15 protein-coding genes and 1 tRNA gene are annotated in these 20,316 nt (G+C 60.3%); all 16 read left to right on the top strand.

Features of this window, described 5'->3' with window-relative positions:
• Positions 1 to 77, top strand: a 77-nt coding sequence (locus HWE04_RS23915) for an EF-Tu C-terminal domain-related protein (RefSeq protein WP_446557682.1), incomplete at its 5' end; no start/stop codon positions are given.
• A gap of 73 nt (positions 78 to 150) precedes the next feature.
• Positions 151 to 226 (top strand) — tRNA-Trp (locus HWE04_RS23910).
• A 31-nt stretch (positions 227 to 257) separates the two neighbouring features.
• Positions 258 to 638: a preprotein translocase subunit SecE gene (gene secE, locus HWE04_RS23905; protein ID WP_006465500.1), complete on the top strand. Its 381-nt coding sequence runs from the start codon at positions 258 to 260 to the stop codon at positions 636 to 638.
• Between the two features lies 1 nt (position 639).
• Complete coding sequence (gene nusG / locus HWE04_RS23900; protein ID WP_006465499.1) at positions 640 to 1,230, top strand: transcription termination/antitermination protein NusG; 591 nt, start codon at positions 640 to 642, stop codon at positions 1,228 to 1,230.
• A 158-nt stretch (positions 1,231 to 1,388) separates the two neighbouring features.
• On the top strand, positions 1,389 to 1,820 hold the full coding sequence (gene rplK, locus HWE04_RS23895) for a 50S ribosomal protein L11 (protein WP_006465498.1): 432 nt from the start codon (positions 1,389 to 1,391) through the stop codon (positions 1,818 to 1,820).
• Entirely contained in the window at positions 1,820 to 2,515 is a 696-nt protein-coding gene (gene rplA / locus HWE04_RS23890; RefSeq protein ID WP_006465497.1) for a 50S ribosomal protein L1, read from the top strand. The genes rplK and rplA overlap by 1 nt, the downstream gene beginning before the upstream one ends.
• 326 nt (positions 2,516 to 2,841) lie before the next feature.
• The gene (rplJ, locus tag HWE04_RS23885; protein ID WP_006465496.1) at positions 2,842 to 3,339 is read left to right on the top strand and encodes a 50S ribosomal protein L10; all 498 of its coding nucleotides are present in this window, start codon (positions 2,842 to 2,844) and stop codon (positions 3,337 to 3,339) included.
• Between the two features lie 96 nt (positions 3,340 to 3,435).
• Entirely contained in the window at positions 3,436 to 3,813 is a 378-nt protein-coding gene (gene rplL, locus HWE04_RS23880) for a 50S ribosomal protein L7/L12 (protein WP_006465495.1), read from the top strand.
• A 280-nt stretch (positions 3,814 to 4,093) separates the two neighbouring features.
• Positions 4,094 to 8,200 carry a DNA-directed RNA polymerase subunit beta gene (gene rpoB, locus HWE04_RS23875; RefSeq protein ID WP_006465494.1) on the top strand — a complete coding sequence of 1,369 codons (4,107 nt, stop codon included), beginning with the start codon at positions 4,094 to 4,096 and terminating at the stop codon, positions 8,198 to 8,200.
• Between the two features lie 243 nt (positions 8,201 to 8,443).
• Entirely contained in the window at positions 8,444 to 12,685 is a 4,242-nt protein-coding gene (gene rpoC / locus HWE04_RS23870; RefSeq protein ID WP_241813892.1) for a DNA-directed RNA polymerase subunit beta', read from the top strand.
• A 354-nt stretch (positions 12,686 to 13,039) separates the two neighbouring features.
• On the top strand, positions 13,040 to 15,337 hold the full coding sequence (locus HWE04_RS23865; protein ID WP_241813891.1) for a TonB-dependent hemoglobin/transferrin/lactoferrin family receptor: 2,298 nt from the start codon (positions 13,040 to 13,042) through the stop codon (positions 15,335 to 15,337).
• Between the two features lie 28 nt (positions 15,338 to 15,365).
• On the top strand, positions 15,366 to 16,514 hold the full coding sequence (locus HWE04_RS23860) for a hemin-degrading factor (RefSeq protein ID WP_241813890.1): 1,149 nt from the start codon (positions 15,366 to 15,368) through the stop codon (positions 16,512 to 16,514).
• Positions 16,515 to 16,840: 326 nt separating this feature from the next.
• Positions 16,841 to 17,224, top strand: a complete 384-nt coding sequence (rpsL, locus tag HWE04_RS23855; protein ID WP_241813889.1) for a 30S ribosomal protein S12 — start codon at positions 16,841 to 16,843, stop codon at positions 17,222 to 17,224.
• 155 nt (positions 17,225 to 17,379) lie between these two features.
• Positions 17,380 to 17,850 (top strand): 30S ribosomal protein S7, encoded by a 471-nt coding sequence (gene rpsG / locus HWE04_RS23850; protein WP_006465489.1) that lies wholly within the window; start codon positions 17,380 to 17,382, stop codon positions 17,848 to 17,850.
• Between the two features lie 126 nt (positions 17,851 to 17,976).
• Entirely contained in the window at positions 17,977 to 20,082 is a 2,106-nt protein-coding gene (gene fusA, locus HWE04_RS23845; protein ID WP_006465488.1) for an elongation factor G, read from the top strand.
• Between the two features lie 109 nt (positions 20,083 to 20,191).
• A partial coding sequence (locus HWE04_RS23840; RefSeq protein WP_229427325.1) for a GTP-binding protein occupies positions 20,192 to 20,316 on the top strand: 125 nt, incomplete at its 3' end.

Below are 20,316 nucleotides of genomic sequence, written 5' to 3'. Positions count from 1 at the left end.
AAGAAGGTCTGCGTTTCGCCATCCGTGAAGGCGGTCGTACCGTCGGCGCCGGCGTCGTCGCCAAGATCTTCGACTAAGATCAAGCTGTAAAACACTTTGCCGCGGTGCGTAACGTATCGCGGCATTCGTGTCTCAATCGCGAGTTTTTGTAGGGGCGTAGCTCAATTGGCAGAGCGTCGGTCTCCAAAACCGAAGGTTGGGGGTTCGATGCCCTCCGCCCCTGCCACCGAATCTGGTGCAGGGTACTGAAAGTAAATATGTCTAGCCAGCCAGTTCAAACCGTCAACACCTCCAACGACAAGATCAAGATCGCACTGGCGATCGTGGCTGTGGTTGCAGGCGTGGTCGGTTTTTTTGTGTTGTCTGATCAGTCGACTCCGGTGCGTGCTGTCGCCCTGGTCGCCGGTCTGCTGGTGGCTGTGGCGTTTGCCTGGACCTCTGCACAAGGCCGCGGCTTTGTCGGTTTCGCCAAGGAATCCGTCCGCGAAACCAAGAAAGTCGTCTGGCCCACCCGCAAGGAAGCCATGCAGATCACTGCGGTGGTGTTCGCCTTCGTGCTGGTCATGGCCATCTTCCTGTGGGGTACGGACAAGTTGCTCGAGTTCCTGTTGTACGACGTAATTTTGGGCTGGAAATAACATGAGCGATAGCACGCAAGACAGCGCACCGATTGGTGCGCAAAGCGTTTCAGGCGCCGGAAATAAGCGCTGGTACGTGGTGCATGCGTATTCCGGCATGGAAAAGAGCGTGCAGCGCGCGCTGACCGAGCGCATCAACCGCGCCGGCATGCAAGAACAGTTCGGCCAGATCCTGGTGCCGACTGAAGAAGTCGTTGATATGAAGAATGGTCACAAGTCGGTGACCGAGCGTCGTTTCTTTCCGGGCTATGTCCTGGTCGAGATGGAAATGACGGACGAAACCTGGCACCTGGTGAAGAACACCGCCAAAGTGACCGGTTTCATCGGCGGCAAGTCGAATCGTCCGACCCCGCTGCCCCAGCGCGAAGTGGATTCGCTGCTCCGCCAGATGCAGGAAGGCGTTGAGAAGCCCCGTCCAAAGGTGCTCTACGAAGTGGGCGAAATGGTCCGCATCAAGGAAGGCCCGTTCACCGATTTCAACGGCAACGTCGAAGAAGTGAACTACGAGAAATCGCGCGTGCGCGTCTCGGTGACCATCTTCGGTCGCGCCACCCCGGTCGAACTCGAGTTCGGCCAACTGGAAAAAGTCTGATCCCGCTCCGGAATCCCGCCTTTCCCTGTCAAGTTTTCAGCGCCCGCTGGAGCGCACCGGACAAGTCATCGTCTGCCAATCCAGCAATCCGAGGAGCCCAAGTAGAAAGCCGCAAGGCCAACGAATCGGCGCTACAACTCAATCAATAAGGAGCCGTCATGGCAAAGAAGATTATTGGTTTTATCAAGCTGCAAGTGCCAGCTGGTAAAGCAAACCCGTCCCCCCCGATCGGCCCTGCGCTGGGTCAGCGCGGTCTGAACATCATGGAATTCTGCAAGGCGTTCAACGCCCAGACCCAAGGTGTTGAGCCGGGTCTGCCGATTCCGGTCGTGATCACCGCCTTCGCGGACAAGTCCTTCACCTTCGTGATGAAGACGCCGCCGGCGACCATCCTGATCAAGAAGGCTGCTGGTATCCAGAAGGGTTCCGCCAAGCCGCATACCGACAAGGTCGGCTCGATCACCCGCAAGCAAGCGGAAGAGATCGCAACCCAGAAGAAGCCGGACCTGACCGCTGCTGATCTGGAAGCTGCCGTGCGTACCATCGCTGGTTCCGCACGTTCGATGGGCATCACGGTGGAGGGTCTGTAATGGCTAAGGTATCCAAGCGCGTCAAGGCAATGAAGGAAAAGGTCGATCGTACCAAGGCCTATCCGTTCGACAACGCCGTTTCCCTGATCAAGGAATTCGCAACCGCGAAGTTCAATGAATCGATCGACGTCTCCGTCCAGCTGGGCGTGGACGCCAAGAAGTCGGACCAGGTCGTTCGTGGTTCGGTGGTGCTGCCTGCCGGTACTGGCAAGACTGTTCGCGTGGCCGTGTTCGCATCCGGCGACAAGGCTGAAGCTGCCAAGGCAGCTGGCGCTGACGTGGTCGGCATGGAAGACCTGGCAGAGCGCGTGAAGGCCGGCGACATGCCGTTTGACATCGTCATCGCCTCGCCCGACACCATGCGTATCGTCGGTACCCTGGGCCAGATCCTGGGCCCCCGCGGCCTGATGCCTAACCCGAAGGTTGGCACCGTGACCCCCGACGTCGCTACCGCTGTCAAGAACGCCAAGGCTGGTCAGGTGCAATACCGTACCGACAAGTCCGGCATCATCCACGCTACCATCGGCCGCAAGTCGTTCTCCGACGCCGATCTGAAGGCCAACCTGCTGGCCCTGATCGATGCCCTGAACAAGGCCAAGCCGGCCAGCAGCAAGGGTGTGTACCTGCGCAAGATCGCTCTGTCGTCCACCATGGGCGCTGGCGTTCGCGTGGACCAGGCTTCCCTGGCTGCCTAAGCAAGCAATATAGTCCCCGTTTCCTCACGGAAGCGGGGCATCTCTTTGGGCTGTCGTCGTTGTCTCGATAATGACGGCAGGCCTTCAAAGACCGTTGGGCGGAAGCCGGCAGCAACAAGCCGGCCAAAGTTAAAAAGGCTGTACGAAAGTTCAGTTGACCCAACGCAGATGGTGAACCCGAGCAAGTTTTGTGGTCTCAGGCAGCATTTTCAGTTTTGCCCTATGCTGCAGTGAACTCCTAAACGTCGGACGCCGTGTTCGAACCGGTGCAAGGCAAGCAGGCAGTGGCCTGTGTGGTGGCCGAGCACTATTTTTGGAGGTTGATCTTGAGTCTCAATCTGAATGACAAGAAGGCCGTCGTCGCCGAAGTTTCCGCAAAGGTTGCAACTGCGCAAACGATCGTCGTGGCCGAATACCGTGGCATCCAGGTTGGTTCCTTGACGCAACTGCGCGCACAAGCGCGTGCCCAAGGCGTGTACCTGCGCGTGTTGAAAAACACGCTGGCTCGTCGCGCTGTCGAAGGCACGAAGTTTGCCGACCTCGCCCCGCAACTGACCGGTCCGCTGATCTACTCGATCTCGGAAGATGCCGTGGCCGCTGCCAAAGTCCTGTCGGACTTTGCCAAGACCAACGACAAGCTGGTTGTGAAGGCAGGTAACTACGAAGGCAAGCAGCTGGACAAGGCTGCTGTTGCTTCGCTGGCAAACATCCCGTCTCGCGAAGTTCTGCTGGCCCAGGTCCTGGGCATGATGCAGGCTCCGGTGTCGGGCTTTGCGCGCGCTCTGGCTGCTCTGGCAGCCAAGAAGGAAGCCGAAGCCGCATGATGCACGGCCGCCCTTGGCGGCCCCGCTCTGTTGTTTCGACGCTTTCGCGTCATTACCAATCTGATGTTATTACCGAAATAAATTTAGGAGTTTCAAATGGCAATTAGCAAAGAAGACATCCTGGAAGCCGTTGGCGCGCTGTCCGTGATGGAACTGAATGACCTGGTCAAGGCATTCGAAGAGAAGTTTGGTGTTTCCGCTGCCGCTATGGCTGCTCCGGCCGCTGGTGGCGCTGCTGGTGGCGCTGCTGCTGCTGAAGAACAGACCGAATTCACCGTTGTGCTGGCTGAAGTCGGCGCCAACAAGGTCGGCGTCATCAAGGCCGTCCGTGAAATCACCGGCCTGGGTCTGAAGGAAGCCAAGGATCTGGTTGACGGTGCACCGAAGCCGGTCAAGGAAGGCATCGCCAAGGCTGACGCTGAAGCTGCCAAGAAGAAGCTGGAAGAAGCTGGCGCCAAGGCCGAACTGAAGTAATTCTCTTGCCTACCAAGGCGAGTCATTACTCCGGAGTCAAAGTGCAGAATCCCTTGAAAAAGGGATTCGGCTTTGGCTCCTTTGTCGTTTCTTATTTTTGCTGGTGGAATTGATGCGCCGCAGTGTTCGTTGTCGGGAATATTAAGCGCGATCGCAGCAAAAAACTAGGGTAGACATTTGAAGATTTGAGTGCCGATAACCCGGACCTGCTTGACCGGCAAGTCGCGCGGTTTGATCGAATCTTGAACTCTCTATCCTTCCTGTCACTCACGGAGTGTCCATGCACTACTCATTTACTGAGAAGAAGCGCATTCGCAAGTCCTTCGCGAAACGCGCAAACGTCCACAACGTTCCGTTCCTGCTCGCGACTCAGATCGAGTCGTATCAGAATTTCCTGCAACCCGAACGCATCGCATCGGAACGCAAGAACGAAGGCCTGCAATCGGCTTTCACCTCGATTTTCCCCATCGTGTCGCACAATGGTTTTGCGCGTCTCGAATTCCTGTCGTATGTGCTGGGCGCTCCGCCGTTTGATGTCAAAGAGTGCCAACAACGTGGCCTGACCTTCGCGTCCCCGCTGCGTGCCAAGGTGCGCCTGGTGATCCTGGACAAGGAATCGCCGACCAAGCCGGTCGTCAAGGAAATGAAGGAACAGGAAGTCTACATGGGCGAACTGCCCCTGATGACCACCACCGGTTCCTTCGTCATCAACGGCACCGAGCGCGTGATCGTGTCCCAGCTGCACCGCTCCCCGGGCGTGTTCTTCGAACACGACCGCGGCAAGACGCACTCGTCGGGCAAGCTGCTCTTCTCGGCCCGTATCATTCCTTATCGTGGCTCCTGGCTGGACTTCGAATTCGATCCGAAGGACATCCTGTTCTTCCGCGTCGACCGCCGCCGCAAGATGCCGGTGACGATCCTGCTGAAGGCCATCGGCATGACCTCCGAGCAGATCCTGGCGAACTTCTTCGTCTTCGACAACTTCAACCTGCACGCCGAAGGCGCGGACATGGAGTTCGTCTCCGAGCGCCTGCGCGGTGAAGTCGCACGTTTCGACATCACCGACAAGTCGGGCAAGGTGATGGTCGCCAAGGACAAGCGCATCAACGCCAAGCACGTGCGTGACATCGAAGCCGCCGGCATCAAGCACATCTCCGTGCCTGAAGACTATCTGCTGGGCCGCGTCCTGGCCAAGAACATCGTCGATCCGGACACCGGCGAAGTCGTCGCCAGCGCCAACGACGAGCTGACCGAAGACCTGCTGGCCAAGCTGCGCGAAGCCAACATCTCGGCCATCCAGACCCTGTACACCAACGACCTGGACCAGGGCGGCTACATCTCGCAGACCCTGCGCACCGACGACACCGCCGACCAGACCGCCGCACGCGTGGCGATCTATCGCATGATGCGTCCTGGCGAACCGCCGACCGAAGAGTCCGTGGAAGCCCTGTTCAACGGCCTGTTCTACAGCGAAGACCGCTACGACCTGTCGGCCGTGGGCCGCATGAAGTTCAACCGTCGCGTCGGTCGCGATGAGCTGACCGGCACCATGACGCTGTCCAATGACGACATCCTGGCCGTCATCAAGATCCTGGTCGAACTGCGTAACGGCCGTGGCGAAGTCGATGACATCGACCACCTGGGTAACCGTCGCGTGCGTTGCGTGGGCGAACTGGCCGAGAACCAGTTCCGTGCCGGCCTGGTGCGCGTGGAGCGCGCCGTCAAGGAACGCCTGGGCCAGGCCGAAGCGGACAACCTGATGCCGCACGACCTGATCAACTCCAAGCCGATCTCGGCTGCCATCCGTGAGTTCTTCGGTTCCTCGCAGCTGTCGCAGTTCATGGACCAGACCAACCCGCTGTCGGAAATCACGCACAAGCGTCGCGTTTCCGCCCTGGGCCCTGGCGGTCTGACCCGCGAACGCGCCGGCTTCGAAGTGCGCGACGTGCACCCGACCCACTACGGCCGCGTCTGCCCGATCGAAACGCCTGAAGGCCCGAACATCGGCCTGATCAACTCGCTGGCGCTGTATGCCCGCCTGAACGAATACGGCTTCCTGGAAACCCCGTATCGCAAGGTCGAGGGCAGCAAGGTCACCAACCAGATCGACTACCTGTCGGCCATCGAAGAAGGTCGTTACGTGATCGCCCAGGCGAACGCGACCATCGACGGCGAAGGCAAGCTGTCCGATGAACTGGTGTCGGCCCGTGAAGCCGGCGAAACCATCCTGGTCTCGCCCGAGCGCGTGCAGTACATGGACGTGGCCCCGGGCCAGGTGGTGTCGGTGGCAGCTTCGCTGATTCCGTTCCTGGAACACGATGACGCGAACCGTGCACTGATGGGCGCCAACATGCAACGCCAGGCCGTACCTTGCCTGCGTCCGGAAAAGCCGCTGGTCGGCACCGGCATCGAGCGTACCGTGGCGGTTGACTCCGGTACCACCGTGCAAGCGCTGCGTGGCGGTGTGGTGGACTATGTCGATGCAGGCCGTGTGGTGATCCGCGTCAACGACGACGAGGCGCAAGCCGGCGAAGTCGGTGTGGACATCTACAACCTGATCAAATACACCCGTTCCAACCAGAACACCAACATCAACCAGCGTCCGATCGTCAAGATCGGTGACCGCGTCGCCAAGCACGACGTGATCGCAGACGGCGCATCGACCGACATGGGCGAGCTGGCACTGGGCCAGAACATGCTGGTGGCCTTCATGCCCTGGAACGGCTACAACTTCGAAGACTCGATCCTGATCTCCGAAAAGGTCGTGGCCGATGACCGCTATACCTCGATCCACATCGAGGAACTGTCGGTGGTCGCCCGTGACACCAAGCTGGGCGCTGAAGAAATCACCCGCGACATCTCCAACCTGGCCGAGAACCAGCTGGCACGTCTGGATGAATCGGGCATCGTCTACATCGGCGCTGAAGTCGAGGCCGGCGACACCCTGGTCGGTAAGGTCACCCCGAAGGGCGAGACCCAGCTGACCCCGGAAGAGAAGCTGCTGCGCGCGATCTTCGGCGAGAAGGCGTCCGACGTGAAGGACACCTCGTTGCGCGTGCCCTCGGGCATGGTCGGCACCGTCATCGACGTGCAGGTGTTCACCCGCGAAGGCATCCAGCGCGACAAGCGCGCCCAGCAGATCATCGACGATGAACTCAAGCGCTATCGCCTGGACCTGAACGACCAGCTGCGTATCGTGGAAGGCGATGCCTTCCAGCGTCTGGAACGCCTGCTGATCGGCAAGGTCGCCAATGGCGGCCCCAAGAAGCTGGTCAAGGGCACCAAGCTGGACAAGGCCTACCTGGACGATCTGGACAAGTTCCACTGGTTCGACATCCGTCCGGCCGACGATGACATCGCCAACGCACTGGAGGCCATCAAGGAATCCATCGCCGAGAAGCGTCACCAGTTCGACCTGGCCTTCGAAGAGAAGCGCAAGAAGCTGACCCAGGGCGACGAACTGCCCCCGGGCGTGCAGAAGATGGTCAAGGTCTACCTGGCCGTGAAGCGTCGCCTGCAGCCTGGCGACAAGATGGCCGGTCGTCACGGTAACAAGGGTGTGGTTTCCCGCATCCTGCCGATCGAAGACATGCCGCACATGGCCGACGGTACCCCCGCCGACATCGTGCTGAACCCGCTGGGCGTGCCTTCGCGTATGAACGTCGGTCAGGTGTTGGAAGTTCACCTGGGTTGGGCCGCCAAGGGCCTGGGCCTGCGTCTGGGCGAAATGGTGCAGGCACAGGCCAAGATCGCCGAACTGCGCAAGTTCCTGACCACGATCTACAACGAATCCGGCAAGCAGGAAGAGCTGGACAAGTTCAGCGACGAGGAAATCGTCGAGCTGGTGGAAAACCTGAAGAAGGGCGTGCCCTTCGCGACCCCGGTGTTCGACGGTGCGCACGAGGACGAAACCCGCCGCATGCTGGACCTGGCCTACCCGGATCCGATCGCCAAGCAGCTGGGCATGACCCCGTCCAAGAACCAGGTCACCATGTATGACGGCCGTACCGGTGAAGCCTTCGAGCGTACCGTGACGGTGGGCTACATGCACTACCTGAAGCTGCACCACCTGGTCGACGACAAGATGCACGCACGTTCCACCGGCCCGTACTCGCTGGTGACCCAGCAACCGCTGGGCGGCAAGGCACAGTTCGGCGGCCAGCGTTTCGGCGAAATGGAAGTGTGGGCACTGGAAGCCTATGGCGCCTCCTACGTCCTGCAGGAAATGCTGACCGTCAAGTCCGACGACGTGAACGGCCGTACCAAGGTCTACGAGAACCTGGTCAAGGGCGATCACGTGATCGACGCCGGCATGCCGGAATCCTTCAACGTGTTGGTGAAGGAAATCCGCTCGCTGGGTATCGACATCGACCTGGAACGCGAATGATGTAAAGGGGTGCGCGGCGCAGGCCGCGCACCCCGCCGGTCTTTCCGGCGAAGCGAGAATTCAGTATCAGCGAATCACGAGATTCAAGAGAAGTACGGCAGTAAGCTGGGGAGGTCTGTCCCGGTATCGAGCGGCACCACGAAACAGCGCTTTCGTTGGCTCTCCCGCCGATGCGAACAGGGTTAAGCAGGGTGAACCGGCCACACGTAAATTTAGTTTTTTCACGCCAACCTGGAGTGATACATGAAAGCACTGCTCGATCTATTCAAGCAAGTCCAGCAAAACGAACAATTCGACGCGATCAAGATCGGTCTGGCTTCGCCTGACAAGATCCGCTCGTGGTCCTTCGGCGAAGTCAAGAAGCCGGAAACCATCAACTACCGTACCTTCAAGCCCGAGCGCGATGGCCTGTTCTGCGCCAAGATCTTTGGCCCCATCAAGGACTACGAGTGCCTGTGCGGCAAGTACAAGCGCCTGAAGCACCGCGGCGTGATCTGCGAGAAGTGCGGCGTGGAAGTGACCCTGGCCAAGGTGCGCCGTGAGCGCATGGGCCACATCGAGCTGGCTTCCCCCACTGCCCACATCTGGTTCCTGAAGTCGCTGCCATCCCGTCTGGGCATGGTGCTGGACATGACCCTGCGCGACATCGAGCGCGTGCTGTACTTCGAAGCCTATGTCGTGACCGATCCCGGCATGACCCCGCTGAAGAAGTGCCAGATCATGTCCGAAGACGACTACGCCGCCAAGTACGAAGAGTACGGTGACGACTTCATCGCCTTCATGGGCGCCGAAGGTATCCGCGAACTGCTGCGCTCGATCGACATCGACCGCGAAGCGGAAACCCTGCGCCAGGAACTCAAGGACTCCAAGTCCGAAGCCAAGATCAAGAAGTACGCCAAGCGCCTGAAGGTGTTGGAGGCGTTCCAGCGCTCGGGCATCAAGCCTGAGTGGATGATCATGGAAGTGCTGCCCGTGCTGCCGCCGGAACTGCGTCCGCTGGTGCCGCTGGATGGCGGCCGCTTCGCGACCTCCGACCTGAACGACCTGTACCGCCGCGTCATCAACCGCAACAACCGTCTGAAGCGCCTGATGGAACTGCGCGCGCCTGAAATCATCACGCGCAACGAAAAGCGCATGCTGCAGGAAGCGGTTGACTCGCTGCTGGACAACGGTCGTCGCGGCAAGGCCATGACCGGCGCCAACAAGCGCCCGCTGAAGTCGCTGGCCGAAATGATCAAGGGCAAGGGCGGTCGTTTCCGTCAGAACCTGCTGGGCAAGCGCGTGGACTACTCGGGCCGTTCGGTCATCGTGGTGGGTCCGCAGCTGAAGCTGCACCAGTGCGGCCTGCCCAAGCTGATGGCCCTGGAACTGTTCAAGCCCTTCATCTTCAACAAGCTGGAACTGATGGGTCTGTCGACCACCATCAAGGCTGCCAAGAAGCTGGTGGAAGCACAGGAACCGGTGGTCTGGGACATCCTGGAAGAAGTCATCCGCGAACACCCGGTCATGCTGAACCGCGCGCCGACCCTGCACCGTCTGGGCATCCAGGCGTTCGAGCCGGTCCTGATCGAAGGCAAGGCGATCCAGCTGCACCCGCTGGTCTGCGCGGCGTTCAACGCCGACTTCGACGGCGACCAGATGGCCGTCCACGTTCCGCTGTCGATCGAAGCGCAGATGGAAGCCCGCACCCTGATGCTGGCCTCCAACAACATCCTGTTCCCGTCCAACGGCGAACCGTCCATCGTGCCGTCCCAGGATATCGTGCTGGGTCTGTACTATGCCACCCGTGAAGCCATCAACGGCAAGAACGAAGGCATGATGTTCCAGGACGTCTCGGAAGTGATCCGCGCCTACGACAACAAGGAAGTCGAGCTGGCGACCCGTATCACGGTGCGTATCGTCGAACATCCGAAGGACCCGGTCACCGGCGAATTCGTGCGTACCGTCAAGCGCTACGAGACCACCATCGGCCGCGCCATCCTCTCCGAGATCCTGCCCAAGGGCCTGCCGTTCTCGGTGCTGAACCGCGCGCTGAAGAAGAAGGAAATCTCCAAGCTGATCAACACGTCCTTCCGCAAGTGCGGTCTGCGTGCCACCGTCGTGTTTGCCGACCAGCTGATGCAGTCGGGCTTCCGCCTGGCGACCCGCGCCGGTATCTCGATCTGCGTGGACGACATGCTGGTGCCGCCGCAAAAGGCCACCCTGATCGCCGCTGCCGAGTCCGAAGTCAAGCAGATCGAGCAGCAGTACTCCTCCGGTCTGGTGACCGCGGGCGAGCGCTACAACAAGGTCGTGGACATCTGGGGCAAGGCCGGTGACGAAGTCGGCAAGGCCATGATGGACCAGCTGAAGGTGGAAGACGTCGTCACGCGCGAAGGCAAGAAGACCACCCAGGAATCGTTCAACGCGATTTACATGATGGCCGACTCCGGCGCCCGTGGTTCGGCCGCCCAGATCCGCCAGCTGGCTGGTATGCGCGGCCTGATGGCCAAGCCTGACGGCTCCATCATCGAGACGCCGATTACCGCGAACTTCCGCGAAGGCCTGAACGTGTTGCAGTACTTCATCTCGACGCACGGCGCCCGTAAGGGTCTGGCCGACACCGCGCTGAAGACCGCCAACTCCGGTTACCTGACCCGTCGTCTGGTGGACGTGACCCAGGATCTGGTCGTGATCGAAGACGATTGCGGCACCTCCAACGGTTCGGCCATGAAGGCGCTGGTCGAAGGCGGTGAAGTCATCGAAGCCCTGCGCGACCGTATCCTGGGCCGCGTGGCTGCGACCGACATCGTCAATCCGGAAGATCAAGCCACCCTGTTCGAAGCCGGCACCCTGCTGGATGAAGACAAGGTCGAAGAGATCGAACGCATGGGCATCGACGAAGTCAAGGTCCGCACCCCGCTGACCTGCGATACCCGTTATGGTCTGTGCGCCAAGTGCTACGGGCGCGACCTGGGCCGTGGCCTGCTGGTCAACTCCGGCGAAGCCGTCGGCGTGGTGGCAGCGCAGTCCATCGGTGAGCCGGGTACCCAGCTGACCATGCGTACCTTCCACATCGGTGGTGCGGCATCGCGTGCAGCGGTGGCCTCCTCGGTGGAAGCCAAGTCCAACGGTACCGTGCGCTTCACCGCCACGATGCGTTACGTGACCAATGGCAAGGGTGAACAGATCGTCATTTCCCGTTCCGGCGAAGTGTTGATTACCGACGACCTGGGTCGTGAGCGCGAGCGTCACAAAGTGCCGTACGGCGCCACCCTGATCGTCAAGGATGGCATGACCATCAAGGCTGGTACCGCACTGGCGACCTGGGATCCGCTGACCCGTCCTATCATCACCGAGTACTCCGGTACCGTGAAGTTCGAGAACGTGGAAGAAGGCTCCACCGTGGCCAAGCAGATCGACGAAGTCACCGGTCTGTCGACCCTGGTGGTCATCGATGCGAAGCGTCGTGGTCCGTCCTCCAAGGTCATGCGTCCGCAGGTCAAGCTGTTGAACGAACAGGGCGAAGAAGTGAAGATCGCCGGCACCGAACACTCGGTGACCATCGGCTTCCAGGTCGGCGCACTGATCACCGTCAAGGACGGTCAGCAGGTGCATGTGGGTGAAGTGCTGGCCCGTATCCCGACCGAATCGCAGAAGACCCGTGACATTACCGGTGGTCTGCCGCGCGTGGCCGAACTGTTCGAAGCACGTTCGCCCAAGGATGCCGGCATGCTGGCCGAAGTCACTGGTACCGTTGCTTTCGGCAAGGAAACCAAGGGCAAGCAGCGTCTGGAAATCACCGACATGGAAGGCACCAAGCACGAGTTCCTGATCACCAAGGACAAGCAGGTGCTGGTGCACGATGGCCAGGTGGTGAACAAGGGCGAAATGATCGTGGACGGTCCGGCCGACCCGCAGGACATCCTGCGTCTGCTGGGTATCGAAGCGCTGGCCCGCTACATCGTCGACGAAGTGCAGGACGTATACCGTCTGCAGGGCGTGAAGATCAACGACAAGCACATCGAAGTGATCGTGCGCCAGATGCTGCGCCGCGTGCAAGTGGTGGAGCCGGGCGACACCAATTACATCACCGGTGAGCAGGTCGAGCGCTCCGAGCTGCTGGACGAAAACGACCGCGTGAACGCCGAAGGCAAGATCCCGGCGACCTACGAAAACGTGCTGCTGGGTATTACCAAGGCATCGCTGTCGACCGACTCCTTCATCTCGGCCGCATCGTTCCAGGAAACCACCCGCGTGCTGACCGAAGCCGCGATCATGGGCAAGAAGGACGGCCTGCGCGGTCTGAAGGAAAACGTCATCGTCGGCCGCCTGATCCCGGCGGGTACCGGCCTGGCCTTCCACCGCGCCCGCAGGGAAAAGGATGCATGGGAAGCCGAAGAGCGCGCAGCACTGCTCGAAGCCGAACGTGCCTCCCGCTCCGAGTTCGGCGACGAGGAAGTCTCCTCGGCCGAATCCTTCGGTGGTGTCGAAGGCGAAGCGTAAGCATCGCTGGCAAGGCATCAAGGGGCGGCCAGCTGGACCGGCCGCCCTGGCAAGACAACAAGCTGCAAGAGAGAACGGCACCGGAAGCAATTCCGGTGCCGTTTTTTCGTTCATGGGGGGTATTTGTCGGGTATCACTACCTTCATATCCCTACTGGCGGTAGGCCTTGCTGCTTGAGGCATTGCCAAGGATGAGTGAATCTTTTATTATCTCTAGATAATAATGATTCTCATCTGATTCCCGTCGCGTGGAATCAAACTTCATATTGATGACGGCCTGCGCCCGCAGGCCGTTTTTATCCAAGAGGTAGCCAGCCAGCGCTAGTAACCGAACCAGGCCAAGGGGTGGTTACCAGTGTTTCCAAGCAAATCGAAGTGTGCAGCGGCCGTGTTCCTGGCGCTGCAGCAGTGGCTGTGTGCGAGTGCCTTTGCGCAATCGGCCGATTCCAATACCCAAGCCAGTCCCGCTCGCGTGCCCACGAGTGAGTCCATCACCTTGGCGCAAGCCAGCGGCAAGAAACTGCAGGACGTGGTGGTGACGGCCAATCGCTCCGGCAGCAGTGACCTCGATCACGCGGCCGCTACCGTCTCCGTCATCACCTCTGAGGAGATCGAGGAGCACAATGCCAAGGACATCAAAGATGCCTTGCGCTATGAGCCGGGCGTGGAGGTACGGCGCTCGGTGTATCGCATGTCCGGCATCACGGGGGCGACTGCCACCACCGGGCGTGGCGGCAATGAGGGCATCACGATCCGAGGCCTTGATGGCAATCGTGTGCTGCTGCTGGAGGATGGCATCGTCATGCCGCGCGCTTTCAGCCAGGGCGTCGCCAGCGTGGGGCGTGGCGCAACCACTGATACCGAACTGTATCGCCGCATCGAAGTGCTGCGCGGGCCGGCCTCTTCGCTCTACGGCAGCGATGGCCTCACCGGCGCGGTCAACTTCATCACCAAGGACCCATCTGACTTGCTGGACGTTTATGGCAAGTCCAGCTATTTCTCCTTCAAGCCTTCCTACGACTCGGCCGACAAGAGCTTTGGCGCGACCGCCAGCGCGGCCTGGGGCAACGAGCAGTGGCAGGGCATGTTGATCCTCAATGCGCGCCACGGCAACGAGAGCGACAACAAGGGGACCAATGATGTGCGCGGCAGTGCCCGCACCACGCCTGACCCGATGAGCTACACCAATCGCTCGGCGCTGGGCAAGCTGGTCTTCAAGCCCAATGGCATCGACACCTTCAAGCTCACCCTGCAGGCCACCGAAGAGCGCGAGAGCGGCGACAGTCTCTCCGCGATCGGCAACGGCGTGACCGCCTACAGTACGAGCAGCAAGTCCACCGGACAGCGCGCCACGCTGGTCTACGAACGTAATGATGCGGATCAGCCGTGGATACAGAAATTCAAGGCCAGCCTCACTTATCGCAATGCCGACACTGACCAGTTCACCAATGAAGCGGGGACCAGCACGACGACGATCGTGCGGCCCCGTTTCCGTGCAGTTTCCTACAGCGACCAGATGATCAGCGGCAGCCTGCTGGCCGAGAGCAACTTCGGCTCCGACCGCTGGCGGCACAAGTTGGTCTATGGGTTGGACCTGAGCCTGTCCACCTTGCAGACCAGTGCCGACGGCACCGGCTGGACCAGTTGTACCGGCACGCAGTATTGCCAATACTTCCCCAAGACCGAGAGCACCCAGCTCGGGGCCTATGTGCAGGATGAGATGCGCACCGGCGGGCTGACCACTATCGCCGGCCTGCGGCTGGACAGCTATGAACTCAAGCCCAAGGCCAGCGCCAAGTACGATGCCCAGGCCATCGCCAACGGACAGCCCGCAGTGAGCAGCCGCGACAGTGCCTTCTCGCCTCGCCTGGCTTTCCTCTATGAAGTCACGCCGGCTTTCATCCCCTACATCCAATATGCGCGCGGCTTCCGTTCGCCCTCGCCGCAGGAGATCAATTCCTTCTTCAACAACACCGTCTATCGCCAGATATCCAATCCCGATCTGAAACCGGAGACCAGCAACACGGTCGAAGTCGGCCTGCGCGGCAAGCTGGCGGCCGGGCCCGGAGCGCTGCGCTACAGCGCGGCGGCGTACAAGGGCAATTACCGCAACTTCATCGATCTGGTGACCGTACGCGGCAACCTCACGGTGGCCAACCCGACCATCTTCCAGTACCGCAATGCAGCCAAGGCCGAGATCCACGGGCTGGAAGGGCGGATCGATTACGCGCTCGACAATGGCTTCACGGTCAAGGGCGGGTTCGCATGGACCAAGGGAACCACCACTGCCAATGGCGTCGAGCAGGGACTGGAATCCGTGGCCCCGCTGTCGGTGGTGACGGGCTTGCGCTATGAGCGTCCCCAGCAGTGGTTCGTACAGAGCGACCTGGTCTACAACGCGGCCAAGAAGAAGGAAGATATTCCGACGGCTACCAACTTCGTCTCGCCTTCCTTCTTCGTGATGGATCTGTCGGGCGGCTATCACCTCACCCGCAACATGACCGTCATCGCCGGCATCCGCAATCTGTTCGATCGCAAGTACTGGAGCTGGACCGACATCCGGGGGCTGTCGCTGGCTGACAGCGCAGTCAACAAGGATGCCTACACCGAGCCCGGCCGCAGCTTCAACGTCAGCCTGAAGATCGAATACTGATTCATCCGCACGTATGAAAGGAATTTCCATGAACCGACCTAAGCAAACCACCCGTCTGCATACTTTGGGCTTGCTGCTGGCAGCGACGCTGGCCGCAGCCGGCTGTGCCAACACGGCGCCCACGCTGGCCCAACGCTGGTCCCAACTGCACCAGGCGCAGCCCAAGCTGCATCCGCGCGATGCGGCCCGCCAGCTGGGGGTGTCCGAAGCCCAACTGCTGGCGGCCGGCACCACCTGGCAGGCCACGCGGCTGGGGGCCGATGCCAAGGAAATCCAGGCGCTCTACGAGCATCTCCCCGAACTGGGGCGCATCAAGGCCATCACCCGCAATGACGATGTGGTGCTGGAACGTGCTGGTGAGGTGGCGCCGATACGCCGCGACGAGCAGGGCAGGGCGGTGCCGGGCACCGGCCTGGCCGGCGGCGCCATCGACCTGCGCTTCGGCGCTGCGCAGTGGGGCAGCGCGTTCGCCGTGGTCCAGCCAGGGCGGGACGGCAAGACCAGCCGCAGCCTGCAGTTCTTCGATCGCCATGGGCAGGCGGTACACAAAATCTATCTCGACAATGACCAGCATGTCGCTGACTTCGAGCGGCTGGTCGGCCAGTTCCGCTCGCCCGACCAGCGGGCCGCGCTGCAGGTGGAGCCCTTGCCGACGTCTGCCCCCTCTGTGCGTGGCAACCCCTCCTCGGCCGATATCGCTGAACTGCGCCAGTCGTGGCAGGAACTGACCGACGTACACCAGTTCCCGCGCCTGTTGCGGGAACTGAAGCTGAGCCGCGAACAGGCGCTGGAGCTGATCGGTAGTCAATCCGCCTGGCGCATCGGACCGCAGGCCCTGCAGCTGCTCATCGAGGATGCCAGGTCGCGGCATCAGCCGATCATGGTGTTCGTCAGCAATGGTGGCATGACGCAGATCTACAGTGGCCTCATCGACCAGACTGCGATCAAGGGGGAGTGGTACAACGCATCGGCTGCCGACTTCGAGCTGCATGTGCGCAGCGGCGCGATTCATCATGGTTGGGTGGTACGTCGGCCTACCGACCATGGCATCGTCACCTCGGTGGAGTTCTACGATGCAGCCGGACGCCAGCTGGTCAATTTCTTCTCGCGCCGGGACCGCGGCCAGCCAGAAACCGAACAATGGCGCCGCATGGTGGCAGACTTGCCCCGCACCTGATCACAGCCTCTATTGCAAGCTGGAAAACATTGCCGTTTTGCTACTGTAAAACCGTGGTGAAATGGCCATAGACGGCCTGAAATCCGCGCCAAAGGCCGCTCCCGGTTGACCCGCTGGTATTTCAGGCATATACTCGCGAGTTCTCGAATTTAGGCTCTCCCGGGCTTATGCGTTCTTTGGTCTGAATCATCGCTTCTGCGACGCTGATCTCCCTTCCGGTCTTAAATCCGATACGCGCGTAGTCTTCGCGCAAGAGTTTCCTGTGTGGTTCCGGGCAACCGATTCCGGAACCTGTTTTCAATGTTGTACTTTGTTGGATTAAAACGATGCCAACCATCAATCAACTGATTAGCAAACCACGTATCCGCGCGATCGTGAAGAGCAAATCGCCGGCGCTGGAAAACAGCCCGCAGAAGCGCGGTGTTTGCACCCGCGTCTACACCACCACTCCGAAGAAGCCGAACTCGGCGCTGCGTAAGGTGGCCAAGGTGCGTCTGACCAACGGTTTCGAAGTCATTTCGTACATCGGCGGTGAAGGCCACAACCTGCAAGAACACAGCGTCGTGCTGATCCGCGGCGGCCGTGTGAAGGACTTGCCGGGTGTGCGTTACCACATGGTTCGCGGTGCACTGGATACCCAGGGCGTCAAGGATCGTAAGCAAGCTCGCTCGAAGTACGGTGCCAAGCGCGCCAAGGCAGCGAAGAAGTAATAATTGGTGTTTATCATGACGCACTGCGTCGTGTGAACAGACTCAGAGTCGGTCCAGGTCGGGCCGAGTAAGTGGAAGCCATGATGGCTCTCCGCGAGTGCAGGCGAAGTTGAAGCAGGGTTCGCCCACTCAACTGAAGATTGAAAGGAATCGAAATGCCACGTCGTCGTGAAGTCCCCAAGCGGGAAATTCTGCCGGATCCGAAGTTCGGCAACGTTGAAGTCGCCAAGTTTGTGAACGTGCTGATGCTGTCGGGCAAGAAGTCCGTCGCTGAAAACATCATCTACGGTGCCTTCGACTACATCCAGACCAAGTCGGGCAAGGACCCGCTGGAAGTGTTCTCCGCAGCCCTGAACAACTGCAAGCCGATGGTGGAAGTGAAGTCCCGCCGCGTCGGTGGCGCCAACTACCAGGTGCCCGTTGAAGTGCGTCCGGTGCGCCGTATGGCCCTGTCGATGCGCTGGCTGCGTGAAGCCGCCAACAAGCGCAGCGAAAAGTCGATGCCGCAGCGCCTGGGTGGTGAACTGATGGAAGCCGCCGAAGGCCGTGGCGGCGCCATGAAGCGTCGTGATGAAGTGCACCGCATGGCAGAAGCGAACAAGGCGTTCTCGCACTTCCGCTTCTAACAAAGACTGGGCCAGTGCCTCTCTATCCGGGAGTGCCCTGGTCTGCATCTTAAATTGGTTCGAGCCGAGCGTTTATTTGAAAAAAATGACGCTCGGTTTCGTGCATTAAAGACTTAGGAATAAATCATGGCTCGCAAGACCCCCATTGAGCGCTACCGCAACATCGGTATCTCCGCGCACATCGATGCTGGCAAAACCACCACGACCGAGCGCGTGCTGTTTTACACCGGTGTGAACCACAAGATCGGTGAAGTGCACGACGGCGCCGCCACCATGGACTGGATGGAGCAGGAACAAGAGCGTGGTATCACCATCACCTCCGCTGCGACCACCTGTTACTGGAAGGGCATGGCGAACAATTTCCCGGCCCACCACATCAACATCATCGACACCCCGGGTCACGTTGACTTCACCATCGAAGTCGAACGCTCGATGCGCGTGCTCGACGGCGCCTGCATGGTCTACTGCGCAGTCGGCGGCGTGCAGCCCCAGTCGGAAACCGTGTGGCGTCAGGCCAACAAGTACAAGGTCCCGCGTCTGGCCTTCGTCAACAAGATGGACCGTACCGGTGCCAACTTCTTCAAGGTCTACGACCAGATGCGCGCCCGCCTGAAGGCCAACCCGATCCCGATGCAAGTGCCTATCGGTGCCGAAGAAAACTTCGAAGGCGTGATCGACCTGGTCAAGATGCGCGCGATCTACTGGGACGACGCTTCCCAGGGCATGAAGTTCGACTACCGCGACATCCCCGAGCATCTGAAGGCTGACGCTCAGAAATGGCGCGAAAACCTGGTCGAAACCGCTGCTGAAGCATCGGAAGACCTGATGAACAAGTACCTGGAAGAAGGCGACCTGACCGAAGCCGAAATCAAGGGCGCCATCCGTCAACGCACCATCTCCGGCGAAATCGTCCCGATGATGTGCGGCACCGCCTTCAAGAACAAGGGCGTGCAAGCCATGCTGGACGGCGTGATCGAGTACCTGCCGTCGCCGGTGGACATCCCCCCGGTTCCGGGCCTGAACGAAGACGACGAGCCGGTCGTGCGCGAAGCCAAGGACGACGAGAAGTTCTCCGCCCTGGCCTTCAAGATCGCAACCGACCCGTTCGTTGGTCAGCTGTGCTTCATCCGTTGCTACTCCGGTACCCTGAACTCGGGCGACACCGTGCTGAACTCGGTGAAGTCGAAGAAGGAACGTATCGGCCGTATCGTTCAGATGCACGCCAACCAGCGTGAAGAAATCAAGGAAATGATGGCCGGTGACATCGCCGCCGTCGTGGGCCTGAAGGACACCACCACCGGTGACACCCTGTGCGACGACAAGGCAATGGTCGTGCTGGAACGCATGGTCTTCCCCGAGCCGGTGATCTCGCAGGCTGTCGAGCCCAAGACCAAGGCCGACCAGGAAAAGATGGGCCTGGCCCTGAACCGCCTGGCTGCTGAAGATCCGTCCTTCCGCGTGCGTACCGACGAAGAATCGGGCCAGACCATCATCGCTGGTATGGGCGAGCTGCACCTGGACATCATCGTTGACCGCATGAAGCGTGAATTCAACGTTGAAGCCACCGTCGGCAAGCCGCAGGTGGCTTACCGCGAAACCATTCGCAAGACCTGCGAAGAATCCGAAGGCAAGTTCGTCAAGCAGTCGGGTGGTCGTGGTCAATACGGTCACGTCGTGCTGAAGATCGAGCCGCAAGAAGCCGGCAAGGGCTTCGAGTTCGTCGACGCCATCAAGGGTGGTACCGTTCCTCGCGAATTCATCCCGGCCGTTGAAAAGGGTGTGCGTGAAACCCTGAACACCGGCGTGCTGGCCGGTTACCCGGTGGTTGACGTCAAGGTCACCTTGTTCTTCGGTTCGTACCACGATGTGGACTCGAACGAAAACGCCTTCCGCATGGCCGGCTCGATGGCCTTCAAGGATGGTTGCCGTCGCGCCAGCCCGGTCATCCTGGAACCGATGATGGCTGTCGAAGTGGAAACCCCGGAAGACTACGCCGGTACCGTGATGGGCGACCTGTCGTCCCGCCGCGGTATGGTGCAAGGCATGGATGAAATCGCCGGCGGCGGTGGCAAGATCATCAAGGCCGAAGTGCCTCTGTCGGAAATGTTCGGTTACTCGACCACGCTGCGTTCGGCTACCCAAGGCCGTGCAACCTACTCGATGGAATTCAAGCATTACTCCGAAGCGCCCAAGAACGTGATCGACGCAATCGTCACCTCCAAGGCCAAGTAAGTTGCAGCAAGGGCGGTCTCTTCCGTGTGGAAGGGATCGCCGGCTGGATCACCAGCCAATCATTGAATATTGAACATCGAACACATCGTTCTTTTGAAGGAAATTTAAAATGGCAAAAGGCAAGTTTGAACGGACCAAGCCGCACGTGAACGTCGGTACCATCGGTCACGTTGACCACGGCAAGACCACCCTGACCGCTGCAATCGCAACCGTTCTGTCGAAGAAGTTCGGCGG

The sequence above is a fragment of the Herbaspirillum sp. C7C2 genome (assembly GCF_022627865.1).
GTDB lineage: Bacteria > Pseudomonadota > Gammaproteobacteria > Burkholderiales > Burkholderiaceae_D > Herbaspirillum > Herbaspirillum frisingense.
Note: the sequence above shows the minus strand (reverse complement) of the source record. Positions and strands in the feature narration are given on the sequence as shown.